The following is a 19,504-nucleotide window of genomic DNA, read 5'->3' as shown; positions in this document are numbered from 1 at the left end:
ATTATATTAAGATTTATTTTTTTGAAAACTTTCTATTTTTTCTTTAATAGCAACAAAAATCTCATCTAATGAATGTCGTTTTGACCGACCACATATTTTAGCAATATCCTCACAAACTAAACATTGCCTTGGTGCATATTCAAATTGTGAGCGGGGAACACTTTTTTGGGTTATTGGATCAATCACATCTATATCCCATAGACGGCCCAATGGATGTTGGCTTTCAATTTCAATGCAGTATTGTTTGAGTTTTTCAATCGCGCAATCTACCACAAGAATCGCTTCATAACCTGTTAATTCATGATAGTGCTGTTTTTTAATTAATGGTATATCATTTTTAATAAAAAACTGATGTAACGCGGTGATTGCTTCTTGAAAAATATAATTAGCGCCACTACTGTTTTTTATTGGACCCGGGATAACTAACGTCAACGATACGAGGGGCTTTTTATAGAGAGAAATAGCTAATAGTTGGTTTTCTACCCGCTTTTCTTTCGCTAGTAGCATTTGCTCAAGACTAATCGGGGTACCATCATCAAATTTAATTAACATTTTATTCATAATACAGGAATAAGAGCATGGCATTTATTTATGCCATGCTAAGTTTTGTTATGACAGGTTCTTGAGTAATTAATCTTTAACTTGACGCACTACATCAATTACTGAACCATCACGGAAATGAACGATACCTACGATTTTATCTTCAAATTCGATTGGTTTTGGTTCACCAGTTAACGAAACTGCACGTTGATAAAGTTCTTCAATGCTCATTATTGGTAAATTAGCTGCTTTTAAACGTTCAGCAATTTCTGGACGATTAGGATTCACTGCAATACCATGATCAGTAACTAATACATCAACGCTTTCACCTGGAGTTACCAGCGTGGTTACGTTTTTAATTACAGTTGGGATACGGCTACGAATTAATGGGGCAACAATAATGGTTAAGTTTGCTCCCGCAGCTGTATCACAGTGACCGCCAGATGCTCCGCGCATTACGCCATCAGAACCTGTTAATACGTTAACATTGAAATCAAGGTCAATTTCTAAGGCACTTAAAATCACAATGTCTAATTCATCAACACTTGCTCCTTTAGATGCAGGATTTGCATAAACATTGGTTGAGACTTCAATGTGATCTTTATTTCGGCCTAAGGATTGTCCTGCTGCACCGTCAAAGCTTTGGGTATCTAATAAACGTTTAACCAAACCTTTTTCGTGTAAATCAACAATACTAGCTGTAATGCCACCTAAGGCAAATGAGGCTGTGATATTTTTAGCACGCATACGGTTTTCAAGGAAACGCGTTGCAGCTGTTGAAGAAGCACCAGAACCGGTTTGAATTGAGAAGCCATCTTCAAAATAGCCAGAATGCTCAATGACATCAGCCGCGTAACGAGCAATCATAAGTTCACGAGGATTGCTTGTGATACGTGCTGCGCCCACACTGATTTTAGTTGGGTCACCGACTTCATCAACTTTAACAATATAGTCAACTTGATCTTGACGAATACTTGCAGGGTTATTTGGATAACCGACGATATCTTCAGTTAGTAAAACTACTTTTTTGGCAAACTGTGCATCAACCATTGCATAACCAAGTGCACCACATTGTGATTTACCTGATACACCATTAGCATTACCTTGTTCATCAGCTGTTGATACGGCTAAAAATGCGATATCAATATTAATTTCACCACTTTGGATGAGTTTTACGCGCCCACCATGAGAATGGATATGTACAGGATTATCCATTAAACCGTGTGAAATCGCATCAGCTAATTTTCCACGTAATCCAGAAGTGTAAATTTTAGTGATCACCCCAGCTTCAATATGTGGGATTAATGCGGCATTACAACTTAACAATGAACTTGATGCTAAAGTTAGATTTTTAATGCCTAATTTACTAATTGTCTCTACAACTTTATTGATAACCTTATCACCTTCACGGAATGCATGATGGAAAGATATGGTCATACCGTCACGTAATTCACACTTTTTAATGGCTTGTTCAATCGAGTCACATAATTTACGAGTATATTTAGACTCATCTTTTAAATATGGTGTGGTTGCATTAGCATCAATAAATGGTGTGATATTTTTAAGATCAGGATGCTGTTTTAATAAATCATCAATTTTTTGGTTTATAGAAGTTGTCATATTTCAATCCTATCAAATTTCTTTACGTACACCGGAGTATTTTGCTAGTTCAATGATTTTTTGAGCACGAGTAATAATTGGTGCGTCAATCATTTTGCCATTCAAAGAAACAACTCCAAGCCCCTTTCTTTCACCTTCTTCAGCTGCTTCAACTATTTTTTTAGCATTTTCTACTTCACTAGCAGTAGGTGCATAAGCATTGTGTAATAGCTCAATTTGTCTTGGATTAATCAATGATTTGCCGTTGTATCCTAATTTTTTGATTAGGCTGACTTCTTTTAAGAAACCTTCGTCGTCATTAACATTTGAATAGACAACATCAAAAGCATCAATACCCGCTACACGAGCTGCATGTAGAACAGCGCAACGAGCATAAAATAGTTCGGTACCATCGCCTCTTTCTGTTTGCATATCGACAAGATAGTCAAATGCAGCAAGAGCAATACCTATTAAACGAGGAGATGATTTAGCAATTGATACTGCATTAACCACAGCTTGAGCCGATTCAATTGCTGCCATTAATTTAGTACTACCAACTTCACGACCACATTCTTTTTCGATACGTTCAACGTGAGCTTCAAGTTCATGAATATCTTCGGCACTGTTTGTCATTGGTAAACGAACAACATCAACGCCTGCTCGAACTACGGCTTCTAAATCTTTAAGTCCAAATGGTGTATTTAGTGCGTTAATTCTAACAACTGTTTCAATATTATGTTCTTTATAAACAGGCATTTTTAATGTTTGAGCGACTAAAAGGCGTGCTGAATCTTTTTCTTTAATTGAAACCGCATCTTCAAGGTCAAACATGATTGAATCAGGTTTGTATACAAACGATGTTGATAACATTGCGGCATTGGCGCCTGGAAGAAATAACATGCTGCGACGTAATTTTTTCATAGTAATTTACTCCAATCTAAGTTCTCTTCTTCTGCACCGCGTAATACTGCACATTGAATTCTTGCTCTGATAGCACAATCTAAAGCGCCTTTATCATCAATAATAATTAAACCATCAGTTACATTCAGATCATTTAAAGTCTGATTAACAACTGCACGTATTTGATCGCCAAATTGTTTATTAACATCACTATTAATAACAATTTCAATCCCCGTATTTGGCATGACTTTAACTAACAAATCGCTCGATTCGAGAGTCCCAGCCATAGCTTCTTTTTGTATTTTCATTTTTTTACCTTTTAAAACGTATTAAATTTTAAAGTTATCCAAATTAGCCGAAAGATAATCCCATGTTGTTGGGGGAACCAACGTTTTAACCTGTTCATATTGCCCAGTAGCCAGTAGCTTTCTTACTAATGAAGCCGAGACAACACAATTGCTTTCGGTTATACGTTCAACTTCAACAACCGTAATGGCTGGAAGACTACTTACCGTATTATCTTCAAGCCAATAACGCATCGCTTCGTTATAAGCTTTAGTCACCTCATCAATAGGTTCAGTCCCTACAAATCGGTGAGTGATATTGAGTGCTGGAGCAATATAATTGCGGAAAATTAACAGATCGATACCCATATAGGCTTGATCAATTTTTGTCTTATCTTTTAGGAAATAAGTAGGAAATGTTGCTCTAGAAATAATGTAGGGTGAGCTTGCATGCACAGTGACATTCTTTATCTGATTTGTGCCATCTTTAACTAGTTTTAAGCGTGTATCAAATGAAAATTGTGAGGCATTTTCATTGACAACAAATACATGTAACCAGTCACATTGACTTGCTGCATATTGTACTAAGTATTGATGACCTTTAGTAAAAGGATTGGCATTCATAACAATGCTGCCAATTTTTTTTCCTTCTTTTTTCTGTGCATTGAGTTGTTTACAATATTGCTTTATTCCGACCGGATTGTTTTCCATTAGAACAACTAAATCAGTTATTTCAACAATAGGGTAAAAACCGCATCCTTTAAAGAAATCTATATTTTCAGGCTTAGTGTATAAAAAAAGGTGAAAATAGCCGTTTTCATTGGCATATTTTATGGTTTGATCCATTAAAGTCAGATTTAGTTGATTACCGCGATATTGAGGATCAATAGCAACACATTTAATAATATTGCGATCCATACCAGCACAAGCAATAATTTTATCGTTAATTTTCGCTACCATAAAAAGAGTAACTTGCGAGTCTAAATCAAGATCAGATCGAGACAATAATAGCTTAATTTCTTGATAATCTTGTTCTGATTTAGAAATATCAACGATGGTATAATCAACTAAATCATACATAAAATTACCCTCTTTCTGCTACTACATAATTGGTTAAACGACCAATTCCTGTAATTTCGACTTCAATCTTATCGCCATCTTTCATAAATACTGGAGGGTTACGTTTTTTACCAACACCACCAGGTGAACCAGTAAGGATGACATCTCCAGGCGACAAACGAGTAAATGTACTAATGTAAGAAATAAGTTCTGGTACAGTGTGCACAAGATTTTTAATACAATCGTGTTGCATTTCCTGACCATTTAAATAAGTGGTTAAAGATAAAACTGTTGGATCAGGAATTTCATCACTGGTTGTAATACATGGACCAAATGCGCCAGTACTTGGCCAGTTTTTACCTGCTGTAAACCAAGTATATTGCCAGTCACGAATAGACCCATCCATATAGCAGCTGTAGCCAGCTACATGTGATAATGCCTCTTCTGGTTTAATACGAAATCCTTCTTTGCCAATAATGATCGCTAATTCACCTTCGTAATCTAATTCGTTAGTGATAGCAGGTTTGATAATATTAGTTTTGTGACCTGTTTGTGAATCAGGAAAACGAACGAATAACGTTGGCGCTGAGCTAGTTTCGTTAAATTCCGCGCGTTTTTCAGCATAATTCATACCAACACATAAAATTTTGTTTGGATTTGGAATAACAGGTAGATAAGTAATGTCTTGTTCATCAATGTCACTTGGCGCATCAAGATAAGTTTTGGCGACAGAAAGTCCTTCAGAATCAGCAAGTAGAGATTTTAAATCGGCATATTTATTACCTAATTTTTCTTTTAAATCAACAATGCCATTCTGAGTAAGAAGACCAAAACTTGCTCGACCAGAGACAAGATAACTGACAAGCTTCATGAAAACTCCTTAAAAGCTGTTTTATGCTAAATTTAACTATAAATAAAAGCGAACAACCTTAGTTAAACTAAGGTTGCTCTTTAAAATTTTAATCTAAACTAAGAAATTGCCGAGAATGAGTAATGACACTGATACATTTATTGCACCACCTATACGGGTTGCAATTTGAGCAAATGGCATTAACTCCATACGTTCTGCGGCAGTTAAGATTGCTACGTCACCTGTTCCGCCTTGACCACTTTGACAGCATGAAATAACAGCAGCATCAACCGGATACATACCTAATTTTTTAGCGACAAAGAAACCAGTGGTGACTAAGCTAACAACAGTACAAACAATAACAATTAAATTTGTAATGGTGAAAGCTGCAACGATTCTATCCCATGGAGTGATTGCTACACCTACCGCAAATAGAATTGGATAGGTAACAGACGTTTGGAAAAATTTGTAAACGACTTGTGAACCACTTAATACTTTCGGTGAAACACCTGATACTAACTTAACAAAAACTGCAGCAAATAACATTCCCACTGGAGCTGGAATACCAGTTAATTTATGACCAATCATACCAATCATATAAAGAATTGCTGCTAATAATACACCTGATGCAAATGTTGTTACGTCGATAACAGGTTCAGCTTTAGCTGCTTTGTTATCACCCATTAACTCATCATCTTCTGAAGCTGGCAGTAATCGACCATTACCAGTTAAATGTGGATAAGCTTTACCAAGACGGTTAAGAACTCCACCACAAACAATACCCGTTAAACCGCCTAACATAACGATTGGTAATACACGGCCAAGAGCTTCACCTTGTTCCATACCTAATATTGATGCATATCCGATTGAAAGAGGAATCGCACCTTCACCAACTCCACCAGCCATAATAGGTAATACTAAGAAGAAGAAGGTCTCAAATGGAGATAAACCTAGTAAATAACCAACACCGACACCAACTAACATTCCAACGATTTCACCACATACCATTGGTCCGAATATTTTTAAGAATCCTTGAATAAGCGTTCTCTTATCCATATTCATAATACTACCAACGATAATACAACAAATGTATAGATACAAAATGTGTGTATCTCTATAGAATTTTGTTGTTGCTTCGACGACCGGAGTAGGTAAAATACCGTAATAAACTAGCGCTGATGGAATAAATGTTGCACAGATCGCTGCAGCACCCATTTTCCCAACGATTGGTAACCGTTTACCAATTTCACCACAAAGGAAGCCAAAGAAAGCACAAGTTACCACCATCACAACAATTTCGCTAGGCAATTTACCAGTTACTAACACTTCAGCGAAAATTAGGATACCAGCAATTATAAATAATGGAAGCGGGATTACACCAATTTTATAATTGTCCATAAGGCGCCACCAATTGTACGGCCATCCTTGCTGTTGTTGTTTCACATTGTAAGGCCATTTATCATGTTGTTTTTCATCAGAACTTGATACTGATTCTTCTTCAGTCCGCGTTTTTCCGATTGAATTAAGATCCGCCATATTTTATTTTTCTCCAAAAAAATTTGAATTTGTTAGATTGGCGCATATGGTTACAAAATTTTAACCCCAATTTTGTGATTTAAATCATACTTTAAGTGTGGTTTTTATGGTTTTAAAGGCTCTATGTTTTTTAATGCTGTGATAAACTCAATGTCAATAGTCAATTTTCAATACGAGCGTTATTATGCGAAAAAAAGTACAATTATCTTTTGCGACGAAGTTATTTCTGTCTCTTTTACTTTTTTCGTTAATAATACTCGCACTTTTACAAAGCTATATATGGAATGCAACTAAAACTACATTGTACCGAAGTTTGGGTGAAAAGGCGCAAGTTCAAGCGAAGGAATTGTCCGTTATTCCGAGTTTAATAAAATATGTTAAAGAAAAAGATACCGTCAATTTAGCTAATTTAGTTAACGATATTTTTGAACAAAGTGATGCCAGTTACATCGTTATTGGTGATGAACAAGCTTATCGTTTATATCATACCTCGAATGATAAGTTACATTCACCAATGGTAGGTGGAGATAATCAAGAAGTACTGAGCGGAAATAGCAGTATTTCTATTAGCGAAGGCTCGTTAGGTTTAGCACTACGAGGTAAAGCTCCTATCATGGATGAAGGTAAAATAATAGGTATCGTCTCTGTTGGTTATATGATTGATGATATATATGTATTACATATTAACCAATTTATACCTATTATCATTTTTTGTTCCTTACTCTTTTTTGCTTTGTTTGTATTTTCGTTCTTTTTTTCAAAAGCAGTGAAAAAACAGATGTTTAACTTAGAGCCAAAAGCGATTGCTTTGTTGGTTAAAAGTCAAAAATCAATAATGCAATCTATTTTTGAGGGCATTATTGCTATTGATCTTAATTATAAAATTATCAATATCAATCAATCGGCTCGAAACATGTTAGACATTATTGCAGGTGATCAAGAATTGCTTAACCATGATTTACGTTATTTTATCAAATCAACTGATTTTCTTTACGGAAATGAAAATCAGACAAAAGATGTACACGATCATATTTGTTACTTTAATAATATTATTGTTATTGCTAACCGGATTCGTGTGATAGTGGATGATCAAATTCAAGGTTGGGTGATCACTTTTCGTAATTATGATGATATCAATTTATTAAGTATGAAATTAACGCAAGTAACTCAATACATTGATAATTTGCGAGCTTTACGACATGAACACCTTAATTGGATGGCGACTTTGTCAGGGCTCATTTATATGAAACGTTATGAAGAAGCACAATCTTTTATCACCCTACATTCGGCGGATAATCAAAACTGTTTAGATTTTATTTCTGAGCATTTCAAAATACCGGCTATATGTGGATTATTAATAGGTAAATATTCAAAGTCACATGAAATTGGCTTGAATCTAGTCTTTGACCCTGCATGTCAATTAAGTGCATTACCTGCCTTAATTACTGAAACCGAATTTATGTCAGTGCTGGGTAATTTACTTGATAACGCTTTCAATGCATGCTTAAAAAATAATCAGGGTGATAAAACGATTTATTTGTATCTGAGTGATGCAACGGATGAAATTGTATTAGAAGTTAGTGATCAAGGATGTGGTATAGATGCAAGTATTCGCGAATCAATATTCGAACCAGGTGTAACTTCTCAAGATGCTAAAGAGCATGGTATTGGTTTGCATCTTGTTTCAACCTACATAAAAAAGGCCAATGGCTATATTACATTTGAAGATAATACACCATATGGAACAATTTTTTCAGTTTTTATACCTAAATAATAAAAAGAGGTAAATGCATGAGAGAGCTTAACGAGTATAAAGAAGATGCTATAAAAGTTCTTATTGTAGAAGATGAACCTATTTTAGCAGAATTAAATGCTGAGTTTATACAAAGAGATACAAAAGTAAAAGTCGTTGGGATCGCGTCAAATTTAGAAGAAGCTAAAATAATGGTTGAAAAGTTAAAACCAACATTAATTTTACTCGATAATTATTTACCTGATGGTAAAGGTATTGAATTATTTGAATACATTATTAATAACAAACTAGATTCTTATGTTATTTTTATCACTGCAGCAAGTGATATGGATACGTGTAGTAAAGCTATACGGTTTGGTGCTTTTGATTATTTAATTAAACCAGTATCTTACCAACGTTTAAAACATTCACTTGAGCGTTTTGAACTTTTCTTATATCGTCAAAGTTTACAAAAACATGTTAATCAAAGACGCATTGATGAACTGTTTAATTTGCAAACTAAAGATTTTGTTGATATCAATCGCCATTCTAAAGGGATTGAAGAGATTACTTTACAAAAAGTTAAAGATCTATTTATGCAGACAAATGAACCGCAAACGGTCGATCAAATTGTCGAAAAAGCAAATATTAGCAAAACTACAGCCAGACGATATTTAGAATATTGTGTCCAAACTAAATTATTAATCGTTGAACTTAATCACGGTAAAATAGGTCGTCCTGAAAGGCTCTATAAACGATTAGGAAAGTAATTATTTCTGCGCAGTTAATACGTTAATCCTGTTTTATATAATTTATGATTATATAAATATGCTTATTCGTTATTTTAACCGCTAAATATTTGATGCTAGATTGAATAAATCCAACTGTTGGAAAGTTTCAATTGCAGTACCAAATATTAGGAGTAAGCGTATGTCTATAGGAAAAGTAGTCACTACAGAAAATAATGAAATAAACCAAGATGGCGCCTTTGTACGTCAAACTAACCGATTCGACACTCCATTTGGTAATGAACCAGGTTTATTACCGGTAGAATCAGGTCGTTATCGTTTAATTTGGGCGGCAATTTGTCCTTGGGCTCATCGTCAGATGATCGCCATTAAATTATTGGGTTTAGAGGATGTCATTAGTGTTGGTAAAGTTTCCCCTATCCGCACACCCCATGGCTGGGAATTTTCGCTCGATCCTAATGGTGTTGATCCTGTTTTAGGTATTCGCTATTTACCAGAGATTTACGCTAAAACAGATCAAGAATACAGTGGACGAGCAACAGTTCCTACCGTAGTTGATGTAAAAACGGGCAAAGTGGTTAACAATGATTATTTTAGATTGACCAACTATTGGGAAACCGTATTTAAACCTTTTCACAAAGCTGGTGCACCTGATCTTTACCCTGAACATTTACGTACTGAAATTGATGAATTAAATGATGTCATATTTCATGAAGTAAATAATGGTGTATATAAAGCTGGATTTGCCCGGACACAAAAAGCCTATGAACATGCTTACCATCTTGTTTTTAACCAATTAGATCAATTAGAACAACGATTAAGTCAATCCCGTTATCTTTTTGGCGATAAGATTACCGATTCCGATATTCGCTTATATGTTACGCTAGCCCGATTTGATGTAGCCTATTATTCCGCTTTTAATACTAATCGAAATAGAATTATCGACTATCCTAATTTATGGGGATATGCGCGAGATCTCTATCAAATACCTGCATTTGGTGAGACCACTGATTTTGATGCGATAAAAAAAGGCTATTTCTTAGGTAATAATGCTCACAATCCTTATGATATCTTGCCGTTAGGGCCAGATACGAGTAATTGGAAAACGCCACATAATCGAGATAAACAATTTAGTTCAGTTAACTAACTTTAATATTGGGATAGATGCGGATGCCAAATATAATTGATTTTGGATTGATTTTTACCCAAATACCCACATTGCTCCTTTATTTGCCAGTAACGCTTTTTATTACGATTTTTTCGATGTTACTTGGCGTAATATTGGGTTTAATTATTGCCGTAATTAAAATGAATAAAATACCGGTTTTAACACAAATTGCTGCGGTATTTGTTTCATTTATAAGAGGAACGCCATTGTTGGTACAGCTTTATCTAAGCTTTTATGGAATTCCAATTTTATTACGTTATATTAATTATTTTTATGATACAAATTTCAATATGAATGGATTACCACCTATGTTATTTGTATTGATTGCTTTCTCTTTTAACGAAGCTGCCTATAATTCTGAAACAATTCGCGCTGCATTACAATCGGTAAATAAAGGGCAAATTGAAGCGGCACAATCATTAGGTATGACCTATAGTCAGTTATTACGTCGAATTGTTATTCCAGAAGCTTTTATTGTGGCGCTGCCTAATTTAGGAAATACTTTAATTGGCTTACTCAAAGGTACTTCTCTTGCTTTTGTTTGTTCTGTTACCGAAATGACCGGGAGGGGTAAAACATTGGCGGGTCATAGCTATCGCTATTTTGAGGTTTATATCTCACTTGCATTAATTTATTGGGCATTAACCATATTGATTGAGTTACTTGTTAAATATTTAGAAAAGCGATTGACGATAAGCGATGATAAAAATACGCCCAGTTACCGAAAAGGAAAATGGTTATGATTCATGTTAATAATTTAACGTTATCTTTTCACGGTAATTGTATTTTGAACAGCATCAATCTTCATATTCAACCTCATGAAATTGTTGCCATTATAGGGGCATCGGGAGCGGGAAAATCAACATTTCTTCGTTGTCTTAATTTATTAGAAAAACCACAATCAGGTAATATTAGTATTGATAAGCTATCGTTTGATGTAAGCAAATTTAAACGAGATCAAATTGTTAAATTTCGCCAGCAAACCGCTATGGTTTTTCAGCAATTTAACCTTTTTCCTCAGAAAAATGCATTAGAAAATGTGATGGAAGGATTAGTAATTGTAAAAAAATATCCTAAAGAAAAAGCCAAACAGATTGCGTTTGAAAAATTAGTTGAAGTTGGTCTTGCTGATAGAGTTGATCATTATCCTAAACAACTTTCAGGCGGCCAACAACAACGAGTGGCTATTGCTAGAGCATTAGCGATGAACCCTAAAGTTTTATTACTTGATGAACCAACTTCAGCATTAGATCCTGAGCTGGTTGGTGAAGTATTAGCAACAATAAAAATGGCTGCTAAATCAGGTATAACGATGATTCTAGTTTCTCATGAAATGAGTTTTGTACATGATATTGCAACGCGAGTTTTATTTTTAGATAAAGGACAGATTATTGAAGATGGCTCGCCTGATAAAGTATTTCTAAATCCTGTTCAACAAAGAACGAGAGATTTTTTATCCAGATATTATTCTGCTATGCAAATGGATTATGAAATTTAATCAGTTAAGAGGTCGTAATGGATATTACTATTCAACAACACTGTGAGGATATAAATTGGCAGGAAGTTGCTGATTTACTGAAATTTTATGGATTAAGCAGTTTAGATGCTAAAACACAAGAACAGGTATTTCGAAATAGTTATGCAGTGGTATTTTTATTAGATAATAATCGTGTTGTCGGTGTGGGGCGAGCATTATCAGATGGTATTTGTCAGGCGGCAATATATAACATTGCCTTAGCTAAATACTTACATGGACAGCAATATGGTCGGTTAATTGTCGATAAACTTATCGAGCAAGTTAAGGATTGTAATATTATTCTTTATACCCATCCTCAAACAGTTGAGTTTTATAAAAATTTAGGTTTTGACCTGATGAAAACAGGCATGGCGATATATCAAAAAGATCATCGTCATGAAATGAAAGAAATGGGATTTATTTAATATAACCCACTTAACTATAGGTTTAACAATATCAAACTAAAGAGGATTTGTGTTATGAATTTAAAAAAATGGTATGTTTTTTTGTTTTTAGCAACTTTGTGTTTAATGGGTTGTGATGATCAAAATAACAATACTGAAAGTTCTAAAAAACAACAGATAACTATTGCAACATCAGGCGCACCAAGTCCTTTTACAACAATAAATGATGAGGGTGATTTAACGGGTTATGATATAGATGTTGTTAAGGCTATATTTGCAAAATTACCACAATATGAAATTAATTTCGAAATAACTGAGTTTCCATCGGTGCTTGCAGGACTTGATTCACAACGTTATCAAGTTGGTGCCAATAATTATGCAATGAATGAGAAACGTAAGGAAAAGTATTTTTATTCAGATCCCATTTTTAAAAATCAATATGTTATCGCTGTAGCTAAAAACAATAATAACATCAATAGTTTTCATGATCTAAATGGAATGTCGACAGAGGTAACACCAGGACTAAATTATGCCACTGCTTTAGAAACTTATAATCAGCAAAACGCTAATAATCCTGTAAAAATCGTTTACAGTGAAGCCGACTTATTACCTGTTTTACAGCATGTTGAAAGTGGCCAATATGATTTTCAATTAATTGATAAAGTGATGCTTTCTCAATTTATTAGTGAACATCATCTTAATCTTAAAATAATTGAACTCAGTAAAGAAGATGAAGATCGCATTGCTTCACCATTTAGTTATCTTTTAATTAGTAAAAGTGCGAAAGGTGAACAATTGACTCAGGATATTAATGACGGTATTCAAAAAATTATTAGCAGTGGTGAACTTTCACAAATTAGTCAACGTTATTTTGGTGCAGATTATTCACCTAACTAATTAATATTATATAAGTATTATTTATCTAACAAAGGTAAATAAACATCCGTTATCATCTGTTCAGATTTTACAGTTGGATCGACATTAACATAATGAAAAATTGGGGGAAAATCCCCCAAGTTTTCTCCACTGTTTGGTAACCATTTTTCAAGTAAATAAATAATTGCTTGATTATGATATCTCGAACCTATATCTCTGGCTTTGGCACAGCGAAATTGTGGAATCGTTTTATTTATCACTCCATAAATGTTTTTAGTAATAAGTTCATCAACAGAGATACCGAAATCAACATGATGTTTTTCAGGTGGCGTAGTGTTAGGGTTAGTATAATGAATGCCGTAGTTTCTATATTTATCATCTAAAAGTTGATTTTCTTGTCACCATTTTATGAGTTTGTTTACTGATTCATGTTCTAACTCGGGCGCGCCATAATGTTCAATAAGGGCTAAATACGTCATTGGGAATAGAACGATTTCGACCTTCATATAACCCTCCACAATTTATCAATGGTAATCATCTTTTTGAATCTTAACACTTATTGCGTGTATAAAAAATCCAATTTTACTTGACAATATATCTGCTTAAAATGATAATGGCGCCGTTTTTTTAGTCTAATATTTAATTTTTTTATGAGGTGGCAAAATGCCTGTATTCAATACTTTATCTTAATGCCGACATGGTATCTTCTATTATATTGTCTTTTAGCTTTTTCTAAAGCTCCTACGTTGCAGTTCAATCTATAGATCTTCGCCTTGTCGGTTTTCCCTAATTTTTCGGAGAAAACAAAATGACAATGGAAACTTATATTCAAAACTTAGAATTAATTAAATACCCACGTACTCCACATTTGGAAAGTTCGCGCTTGCAATTGGGTGATAGTGAGCATGGCCAGCTACCCTATAATCAATTAATAGGGCAATATATTGTGGTTGAAGAAAAACTCGATGGCGCTAACTGTGCAATCAGTTTTTCAGAGAGTGGTGAGCTATTATTACAATCACGCGGTCATTACTTAATAGGGGGCAGTCGAGAACGTCAGTTTAATCTATTTAAACATTGGGCAACCGTCCATGAAAGCTGGTTAATTGAACGTTTAGAAGATCGCTATATTATGTATGGTGAATGGTTACATAAAAAACACTCTATTTTTTATGATGCATTACCACACTATTTTTGTGAATTTGATATTTGGGATAGACATAATAACTGTTTTTTATCAACCCAAAAACGTCATCAATTATTGGCTAATGGTCCTATTTTATCTGTTCCCGTATTGTATTCGGGAATCGCACCGAAAAGATTGGGTGACTTATTAGCATTAGTTAAATATTCTTTAGCTAAAACAAACGATTGGAAAAGTTGTTTTGAGAAAATTGTTGCTCAAGAAAAAATTGATTTGAATAAGGCTTGGCAACAGTGTGATAACTCGGATTTGATGGAAGGTTTATATTTGAAAATTGAATCAGAGTATACCACAACGGGACGTTTAAAATGGGTAAGACAAGATTTTGTTCAATCTATTTTAGATGCGGGTCAACACCATTTACAGCAACCGTTTATTCCTAATCAATTAGCTAAAAAAGCTGAGCTTTATACGCCACAAATAACGATAAATTGGAATGATAGCATAAAATTTGGAGGTGATTTATGAGTTATTCGCAGTTACAACAAGAGATCGCCTACAGTATCAGCAAAGATAACTTTGACCAGTGGTTGGAATGTATACCTGCGTTGAATAAATTGATGATGACACCACAAGATCCTACTTATCATGGTGAGGGAAATGTCTGGATTCATACTCAAATGGTATTAAGATCCTTGATAGGTGAAGATGAGTTTGCAAAATCTTCCGATGATGAAAAGTTTGTGTTATTTATGACTGCTTTGTTACATGATATTGCCAAACCAGAAACGACCATCATTGATGAGTTAAGTGGTCGAATTTCACAACCAAGACATTCCCAAAAAGGGGCGATTAGTAGTCGAATACTATTATGGCGATTGGGCATTGATTTTGAGTTAAGAGAAAGGATTTGTCGGATTATTGATGTGCATCAGGTTCCATTTTATGCATTAAGTGATGATAGTCATAATAAATCACCGCAATGGTTAATTCATCGGCTTTCATGGGAATTACCTGTCTGGATGTTATGCATGCAAGCTAAAGCCGATATACTCGGTCGTATTAGTGCTGATAAAGCTCGAATGGTTGATGAAGTTGAACTCTTTAAACAATTAGCTTTGGAAGAAGGATGTTTATATCAATTTCGGCAATTTATAGATGATTACACCAGAGTACACTATTTTCGAGGAGGCAATGTTTTGCCTGATTATGCTTTGTATCCTCAGAAAGGATCTAAAGTCATATTATTGTCGGGTTTACCTGCATCAGGTAAAAATAGTTGGATAAGTAAACATTATCCGCAATTACCGGTTGCCTCATATGATGACGCAAGGAGTGAACTGAAATTAAAGCATGGTCAAAATGAAGGATTAGTGATCCAATTTGTATTAGCTAAAGTGAAACAATATTTAAGAGACAATCAATCATTTATTTGGAATGCTACTCATTTATCACGAGATATGCGCCAAAAAGCATTGGATTTGCTTTATGCTTATCATGCAGAGGTTGAAATAGTTTATCTTGAGCAGCCAGAAAAAACATTATATCAACGCAATTCAAGCCGAGATACTAGCTTACCGAATAAGAAAATTACACAAATGCTTTCTAAATGGCAAGTGCCATTACCGACCGAGGCGCATAAAGTGACATATTTAGTAAATTAATGATATTTAATATGAGTTATGATGGGCTTTTTTAAAGCCCATCTTTATATTGTGTATTAACTATTCTTTAATGCCATTGTCTTTGATGACTTGCTGATACCAATAAAAACTATCTTTTTTTATTCGATTAAGGGTTTTTAAGTCATGGTCATCACGATCAACATAAACAAAGCCATAACGCTTTTTAAAACCTTGATGTGAGCTTAATAAATCAATGACTGACCATGGACAGTATCCAAATAGTTCAACACCATCTTCAATTGCATCATGACAAGCTGAAATATGGGATTTGATATAATCGATTCGATAATCATCATGTACTTTATTGTCAGCAGTTAATGTATCGGGAGTACCTAAGCCATTTTCAGTAATAATTAATGGTAAACGATATTGGCGATAATATTCATTTAGTACAAGGCGTAATCCCATAGGGTCAATTTGCGCACCATAAGTTGAAGCAACTAAATTTGGATTTTTCTCGATTTTGAAGTAACCGTAAAGGTCAAAATCGATATCTTTTTCTTTGGTACCAAATGGGTGTGCATCGTCCTCTGGTAAATAACTGGCAACCAAAGTTCGATAATAATTTACAGCAATAAAATCAGGTTTTGCTTGTTTTAATATTTCAGCATCTTCAGGATGGGTATTAGGATAGATTCCGCAGCGAGTTAGGTAGCTTTTATAATAGTTAGGATAATCACCAAAACAGTACATTTCCAGTGCGTAATTCGTTTTGAAATTATCGTTCATTTTCGCTGCCCATACATCCATTGGTTTGTTACTTGCAGGATAGGTCATCGTGGATGAAACTGCAGGCCCAACTTTACTGTCGGAAATTAAAGCATGACAATCGTTGGTTGCCATTGCATGGGCAACAAACATATGATAATCCATTTGTGCACGAACTTTTTCAATATCCTCAGGTGCAACTTGATACATATTCATTCTTTCATTGACACGAATCATCAGATTTTGTTCATTATTAATCTGCCAATGCTTAACTCGATCGCCAAATGCTTTATAACAGACTTGAGCATAACGTCTGAATGCATCAACACAGCGACGATCTTGCCAACCATTATATTTATCAACCAAGGCAAAGGGTAAGTCAAAATGATAGAGCGTAATAAAAGGTATAATATCGTTTTTAATTAATTCGTTAATAACTCGATTGTAAAAATCGATTCCTGCTTGATTTATTTCACCATCGCCATCGGGAATAATACGAGCCCATGATATAGAAAAGCGATAAGTTTTTAGTCCTAACTCTTTAAATAACGCAATATCACTTTCAACATGATGATAAAAATCACTGGCGACTTTACTGTCGGCTTGTATAGCAGAGCGTTGAAATGAATTATAATCGGCAACAGTCATTCCTTTGCCATCTGCATCCCATCCACCTTCAATTTGAAAAGCAGACGATGATGCTCCCCACCAGAAATCCTTAGCAAAAGCTTTCATATCTAAACCTCTAAACGTGAATAACTAATAAATTGTCCGTAACACTCACTTGAGTTTGTTGACAATATTCTATATTTTTATATTGTTCGGAATTAACCACAATAATTGATGTGGTTAAATCAAATTGTTGTTTTATTTTATTAATATCAAATGAAACTAATTTGGTACCTTTAGTAATATGTTGACCAGTATGTACATAAGATTGGAAGTATTGACCTTGTAAGTTAACCGTATCAATACCAATATGAATTAACAGTTCAATACCATTATCTAATTTTATTCCCATTGCATGTAAAGTAGGGTAGAGTGCCGTAACGGTACAATCTTCAGGGGCAACGATTTCACCCATTTTAGGATAAACTGCGATTCCTTTTCCCATTGCACCTGAGGCGAATGCTTCATCTTTGACTTGATCTAAAGCAATCACCTCACCAGCAACCGGCGACACAATAGCGGTATCTGAAGTTAATTGTGTACTGGACGTTGTTGGCATTGTTTTTGACGCTTCTTCATTTGGTATATCATTAAATCCAACAATCATCGTCATAATGCATGAACCAAAAAAAGCAAAACCTATGCCAATTAAATAACATAAGAATGCTTTTGTACCTGCTTCTGCGTACACCGGTATTGTTAATACTCCTTGATTAGCAAATGCGTTACCATAGGAGCCTCCCCAACCCATTAAGCCCCCTGCGATTGCGCCACAAATGACGGCGCAGATCATCGGTCTTTTTAATCTTAAATTGGCACCATAAATTGCTGGCTCAGTAATGCCAAACAGAGCAGTAACCGTTGCCGATGCGGCCACCGTTTTAAGATTTTTATTTTTAGTTTTGAAAAATACGCCAAAAGCCGCACCAGCTTGCGCAAAGTTAGCGGCACCTGCAAATGCAAGAAGATTTTGCCTGCCTGTTTGCGCTACATCATTGATTCCAATTGGCACAATTGCACGGTGAGCGCCAAATATAACTAAAATGCACCATACACCACCAATAAAAGCACCTAATAAGATAGGGCTAACCCCCATAATGTAGTAATAGATCCAGTTTATAAATTCGCCAATGTAGATTCCAATTGGCCCGAAAATAAGTAATGTGGCGGGGATCATGATGAGTAGTGAAAATGTAGGCACCATGATAATTTTTAATACTTCAGGAATGATTTTTTCTAAAAATCTTTGTATATAACTTAAAATAAAAACGGCAATAATGATTGGAATAACACTTGATGTATAATTGGCTTTGGTTAGTTCAATCGCAAAAAAGGTGACTTCACTTTTACTTGTCATTAAACTAACAATGGAGGGATAACATAGGGTTGCGCCAATAATCATTGAGATAAATTCATGCGCTTTAAATACTTTGGCTGCGGTATAACCTAAAATTATAGGCATAAAGTAAAACACCGCATCCGATGCAGCATGTAAAATAATATAAGTATTATAAGTTTTAATATCCGTTGAGTAGTAATTACCAATTATAACCGCAATTGCTAAGATCCCTTTTAGCATACCGGATGCGGCTATTGCTGGAATAATTGGGGTAAAAATGGCGGCAAAAGCATTGAGTATTTTAATACCTATTGAAACTTTTGGTTGTTCTTGTTTTATTGAGTTTATTTCACCAATAAGTGGTAAAAGTGCGTCATAAATTTTTGTGACTTTATTACCTAAGACTACCTGATATTGCCCACTGCTTTCTACAACAGAAATGACCCCCTCAGTTTGTAATAATTTTTCACGATTAGCTTTGTTATTATCTTTTAGTTGGAACCGTAATCGAGTAAAGCAATGGTTTACACTGATAATATTTTGCTTATTTCCGACCAATTGTAATATTTGCTGTGCAATTTTCTCATAGTCCATTATTTTCTCCATTACGTTAACAGTGGTTAATTTTCGGTAAAAAAAAGATCAAACATACTAGAGTTGTTGTTAATACTAAAACAACAATCATCATGCATATTTGATCGTATTATTTTTGGTGATAACACTTTTTTTACCATTGGGTTAACTTT

At 34.6% G+C, this 19,504-nt stretch carries 17 protein-coding genes and 2 pseudogenes; 9 read left to right on the top strand and 10 right to left on the bottom strand.

The window, feature by feature from the left end; all coding sequences use genetic code 11:
• Window positions 1–6 precede the first annotated feature (6 nt).
• From citX to AC5LW9_RS12175, 7 genes and pseudogenes are all read right to left on the bottom strand, one after another.
• Window positions 7–552, bottom strand: a complete 546-nt coding sequence (gene citX, locus AC5LW9_RS12205; protein ID WP_198235862.1) for a citrate lyase holo-[acyl-carrier protein] synthase — start codon at window positions 550–552, stop codon at window positions 7–9.
• Between the two features lie 78 nt (window positions 553–630).
• Entirely contained in the window at window positions 631–2,160 is a 1,530-nt protein-coding gene (citF, locus tag AC5LW9_RS12200; protein WP_080692493.1) for a citrate lyase subunit alpha, read from the bottom strand.
• 12 nt (window positions 2,161–2,172) lie between these two features.
• Window positions 2,173–3,060, bottom strand: a complete 888-nt coding sequence (citE, locus tag AC5LW9_RS12195; RefSeq protein WP_065738569.1) for a citrate (pro-3S)-lyase subunit beta — start codon at window positions 3,058–3,060, stop codon at window positions 2,173–2,175.
• Entirely contained in the window at window positions 3,057–3,347 is a 291-nt protein-coding gene (gene citD / locus AC5LW9_RS12190) for a citrate lyase acyl carrier protein (RefSeq protein ID WP_025316271.1), read from the bottom strand. The genes citE and citD overlap by 4 nt, the downstream gene beginning before the upstream one ends.
• 21 nt (window positions 3,348–3,368) lie before the next feature.
• Complete coding sequence (gene citC / locus AC5LW9_RS12185) at window positions 3,369–4,403, bottom strand: [citrate (pro-3S)-lyase] ligase (protein WP_198235861.1); 1,035 nt, start codon at window positions 4,401–4,403, stop codon at window positions 3,369–3,371.
• Between the two features lie 4 nt (window positions 4,404–4,407).
• On the bottom strand, window positions 4,408–5,253 hold the full coding sequence (locus tag AC5LW9_RS12180) for a fumarylacetoacetate hydrolase family protein (RefSeq protein WP_198226834.1): 846 nt from the start codon (window positions 5,251–5,253) through the stop codon (window positions 4,408–4,410).
• Between the two features lie 93 nt (window positions 5,254–5,346).
• Window positions 5,347–6,642: pseudogene (locus AC5LW9_RS12175) on the bottom strand (2-hydroxycarboxylate transporter family protein); the annotation flags it as partial.
• Window positions 6,643–6,952: 310 nt separating this feature from the next.
• Between AC5LW9_RS12175 and AC5LW9_RS12170 the strand changes: the two are divergent.
• From AC5LW9_RS12170 to AC5LW9_RS12140, 7 genes are all read left to right on the top strand, one after another.
• Window positions 6,953–8,542, top strand: a complete 1,590-nt coding sequence (locus AC5LW9_RS12170) for an ATP-binding protein (protein WP_198226838.1) — start codon at window positions 6,953–6,955, stop codon at window positions 8,540–8,542.
• Between the two features lie 17 nt (window positions 8,543–8,559).
• Window positions 8,560–9,270: a response regulator gene (locus tag AC5LW9_RS12165; RefSeq protein ID WP_086325916.1), complete on the top strand. Its 711-nt coding sequence runs from the start codon at window positions 8,560–8,562 to the stop codon at window positions 9,268–9,270.
• A 160-nt stretch (window positions 9,271–9,430) separates the two neighbouring features.
• Window positions 9,431–10,396: a glutathione S-transferase family protein gene (locus tag AC5LW9_RS12160; RefSeq protein WP_493455986.1), complete on the top strand. Its 966-nt coding sequence runs from the start codon at window positions 9,431–9,433 to the stop codon at window positions 10,394–10,396.
• Window positions 10,397–10,419: 23 nt separating this feature from the next.
• Window positions 10,420–11,160: an amino acid ABC transporter permease gene (locus AC5LW9_RS12155; RefSeq protein WP_493455985.1), complete on the top strand. Its 741-nt coding sequence runs from the start codon at window positions 10,420–10,422 to the stop codon at window positions 11,158–11,160.
• Entirely contained in the window at window positions 11,157–11,915 is a 759-nt protein-coding gene (locus AC5LW9_RS12150) for an amino acid ABC transporter ATP-binding protein (protein WP_493455984.1), read from the top strand. Before AC5LW9_RS12155 ends, AC5LW9_RS12150 begins: the two co-directional genes overlap by 4 nt.
• 17 nt (window positions 11,916–11,932) lie before the next feature.
• The gene (locus tag AC5LW9_RS12145) at window positions 11,933–12,358 is read left to right on the top strand and encodes a GNAT family N-acetyltransferase (protein ID WP_493454519.1); all 426 of its coding nucleotides are present in this window, start codon (window positions 11,933–11,935) and stop codon (window positions 12,356–12,358) included.
• Window positions 12,359–12,412: 54 nt separating this feature from the next.
• Window positions 12,413–13,234 (top strand): transporter substrate-binding domain-containing protein, encoded by an 822-nt coding sequence (locus AC5LW9_RS12140; protein ID WP_493455983.1) that lies wholly within the window; start codon window positions 12,413–12,415, stop codon window positions 13,232–13,234.
• Window positions 13,235–13,251: 17 nt separating this feature from the next.
• Here AC5LW9_RS12140 and AC5LW9_RS12135 read toward each other — a convergent pair.
• Window positions 13,252–13,578 (bottom strand): annotated as a pseudogene (locus AC5LW9_RS12135) (AraC family transcriptional regulator); the annotation flags it as partial.
• A 443-nt stretch (window positions 13,579–14,021) separates the two neighbouring features.
• Between AC5LW9_RS12135 and AC5LW9_RS12130 the strand changes: the two are divergent.
• Both AC5LW9_RS12130 and AC5LW9_RS12125 read left to right on the top strand, forming a co-directional pair.
• Window positions 14,022–14,885 carry an RNA ligase family protein gene (locus tag AC5LW9_RS12130; RefSeq protein WP_198226850.1) on the top strand — a complete coding sequence of 288 codons (864 nt, stop codon included), beginning with the start codon at window positions 14,022–14,024 and terminating at the stop codon, window positions 14,883–14,885.
• The gene (locus AC5LW9_RS12125; RefSeq protein ID WP_493455982.1) at window positions 14,882–16,021 is read left to right on the top strand and encodes an AAA family ATPase; all 1,140 of its coding nucleotides are present in this window, start codon (window positions 14,882–14,884) and stop codon (window positions 16,019–16,021) included. The genes AC5LW9_RS12130 and AC5LW9_RS12125 overlap by 4 nt, the downstream gene beginning before the upstream one ends.
• 60 nt (window positions 16,022–16,081) lie before the next feature.
• Here the strand turns inward: AC5LW9_RS12125 and AC5LW9_RS12120 are convergent, their stop codons facing one another.
• Window positions 16,082–17,485, bottom strand: a complete 1,404-nt coding sequence (locus AC5LW9_RS12120; protein ID WP_493455981.1) for a glycoside hydrolase family 1 protein — start codon at window positions 17,483–17,485, stop codon at window positions 16,082–16,084.
• Between the two features lie 10 nt (window positions 17,486–17,495).
• Window positions 17,496–19,352, bottom strand: coding sequence for a beta-glucoside-specific PTS transporter subunit IIABC (locus AC5LW9_RS12115; protein WP_493455980.1), 1,857 nt, complete (start codon window positions 19,350–19,352; stop codon window positions 17,496–17,498).
• Window positions 19,353–19,504: the final 152 nt, after the last annotated feature.

The organism is Gilliamella sp. LMG 34360 (genome assembly GCF_984568995.1).
Note: the sequence above shows the minus strand (reverse complement) of the source record. Positions and strands in the feature narration are given on the sequence as shown.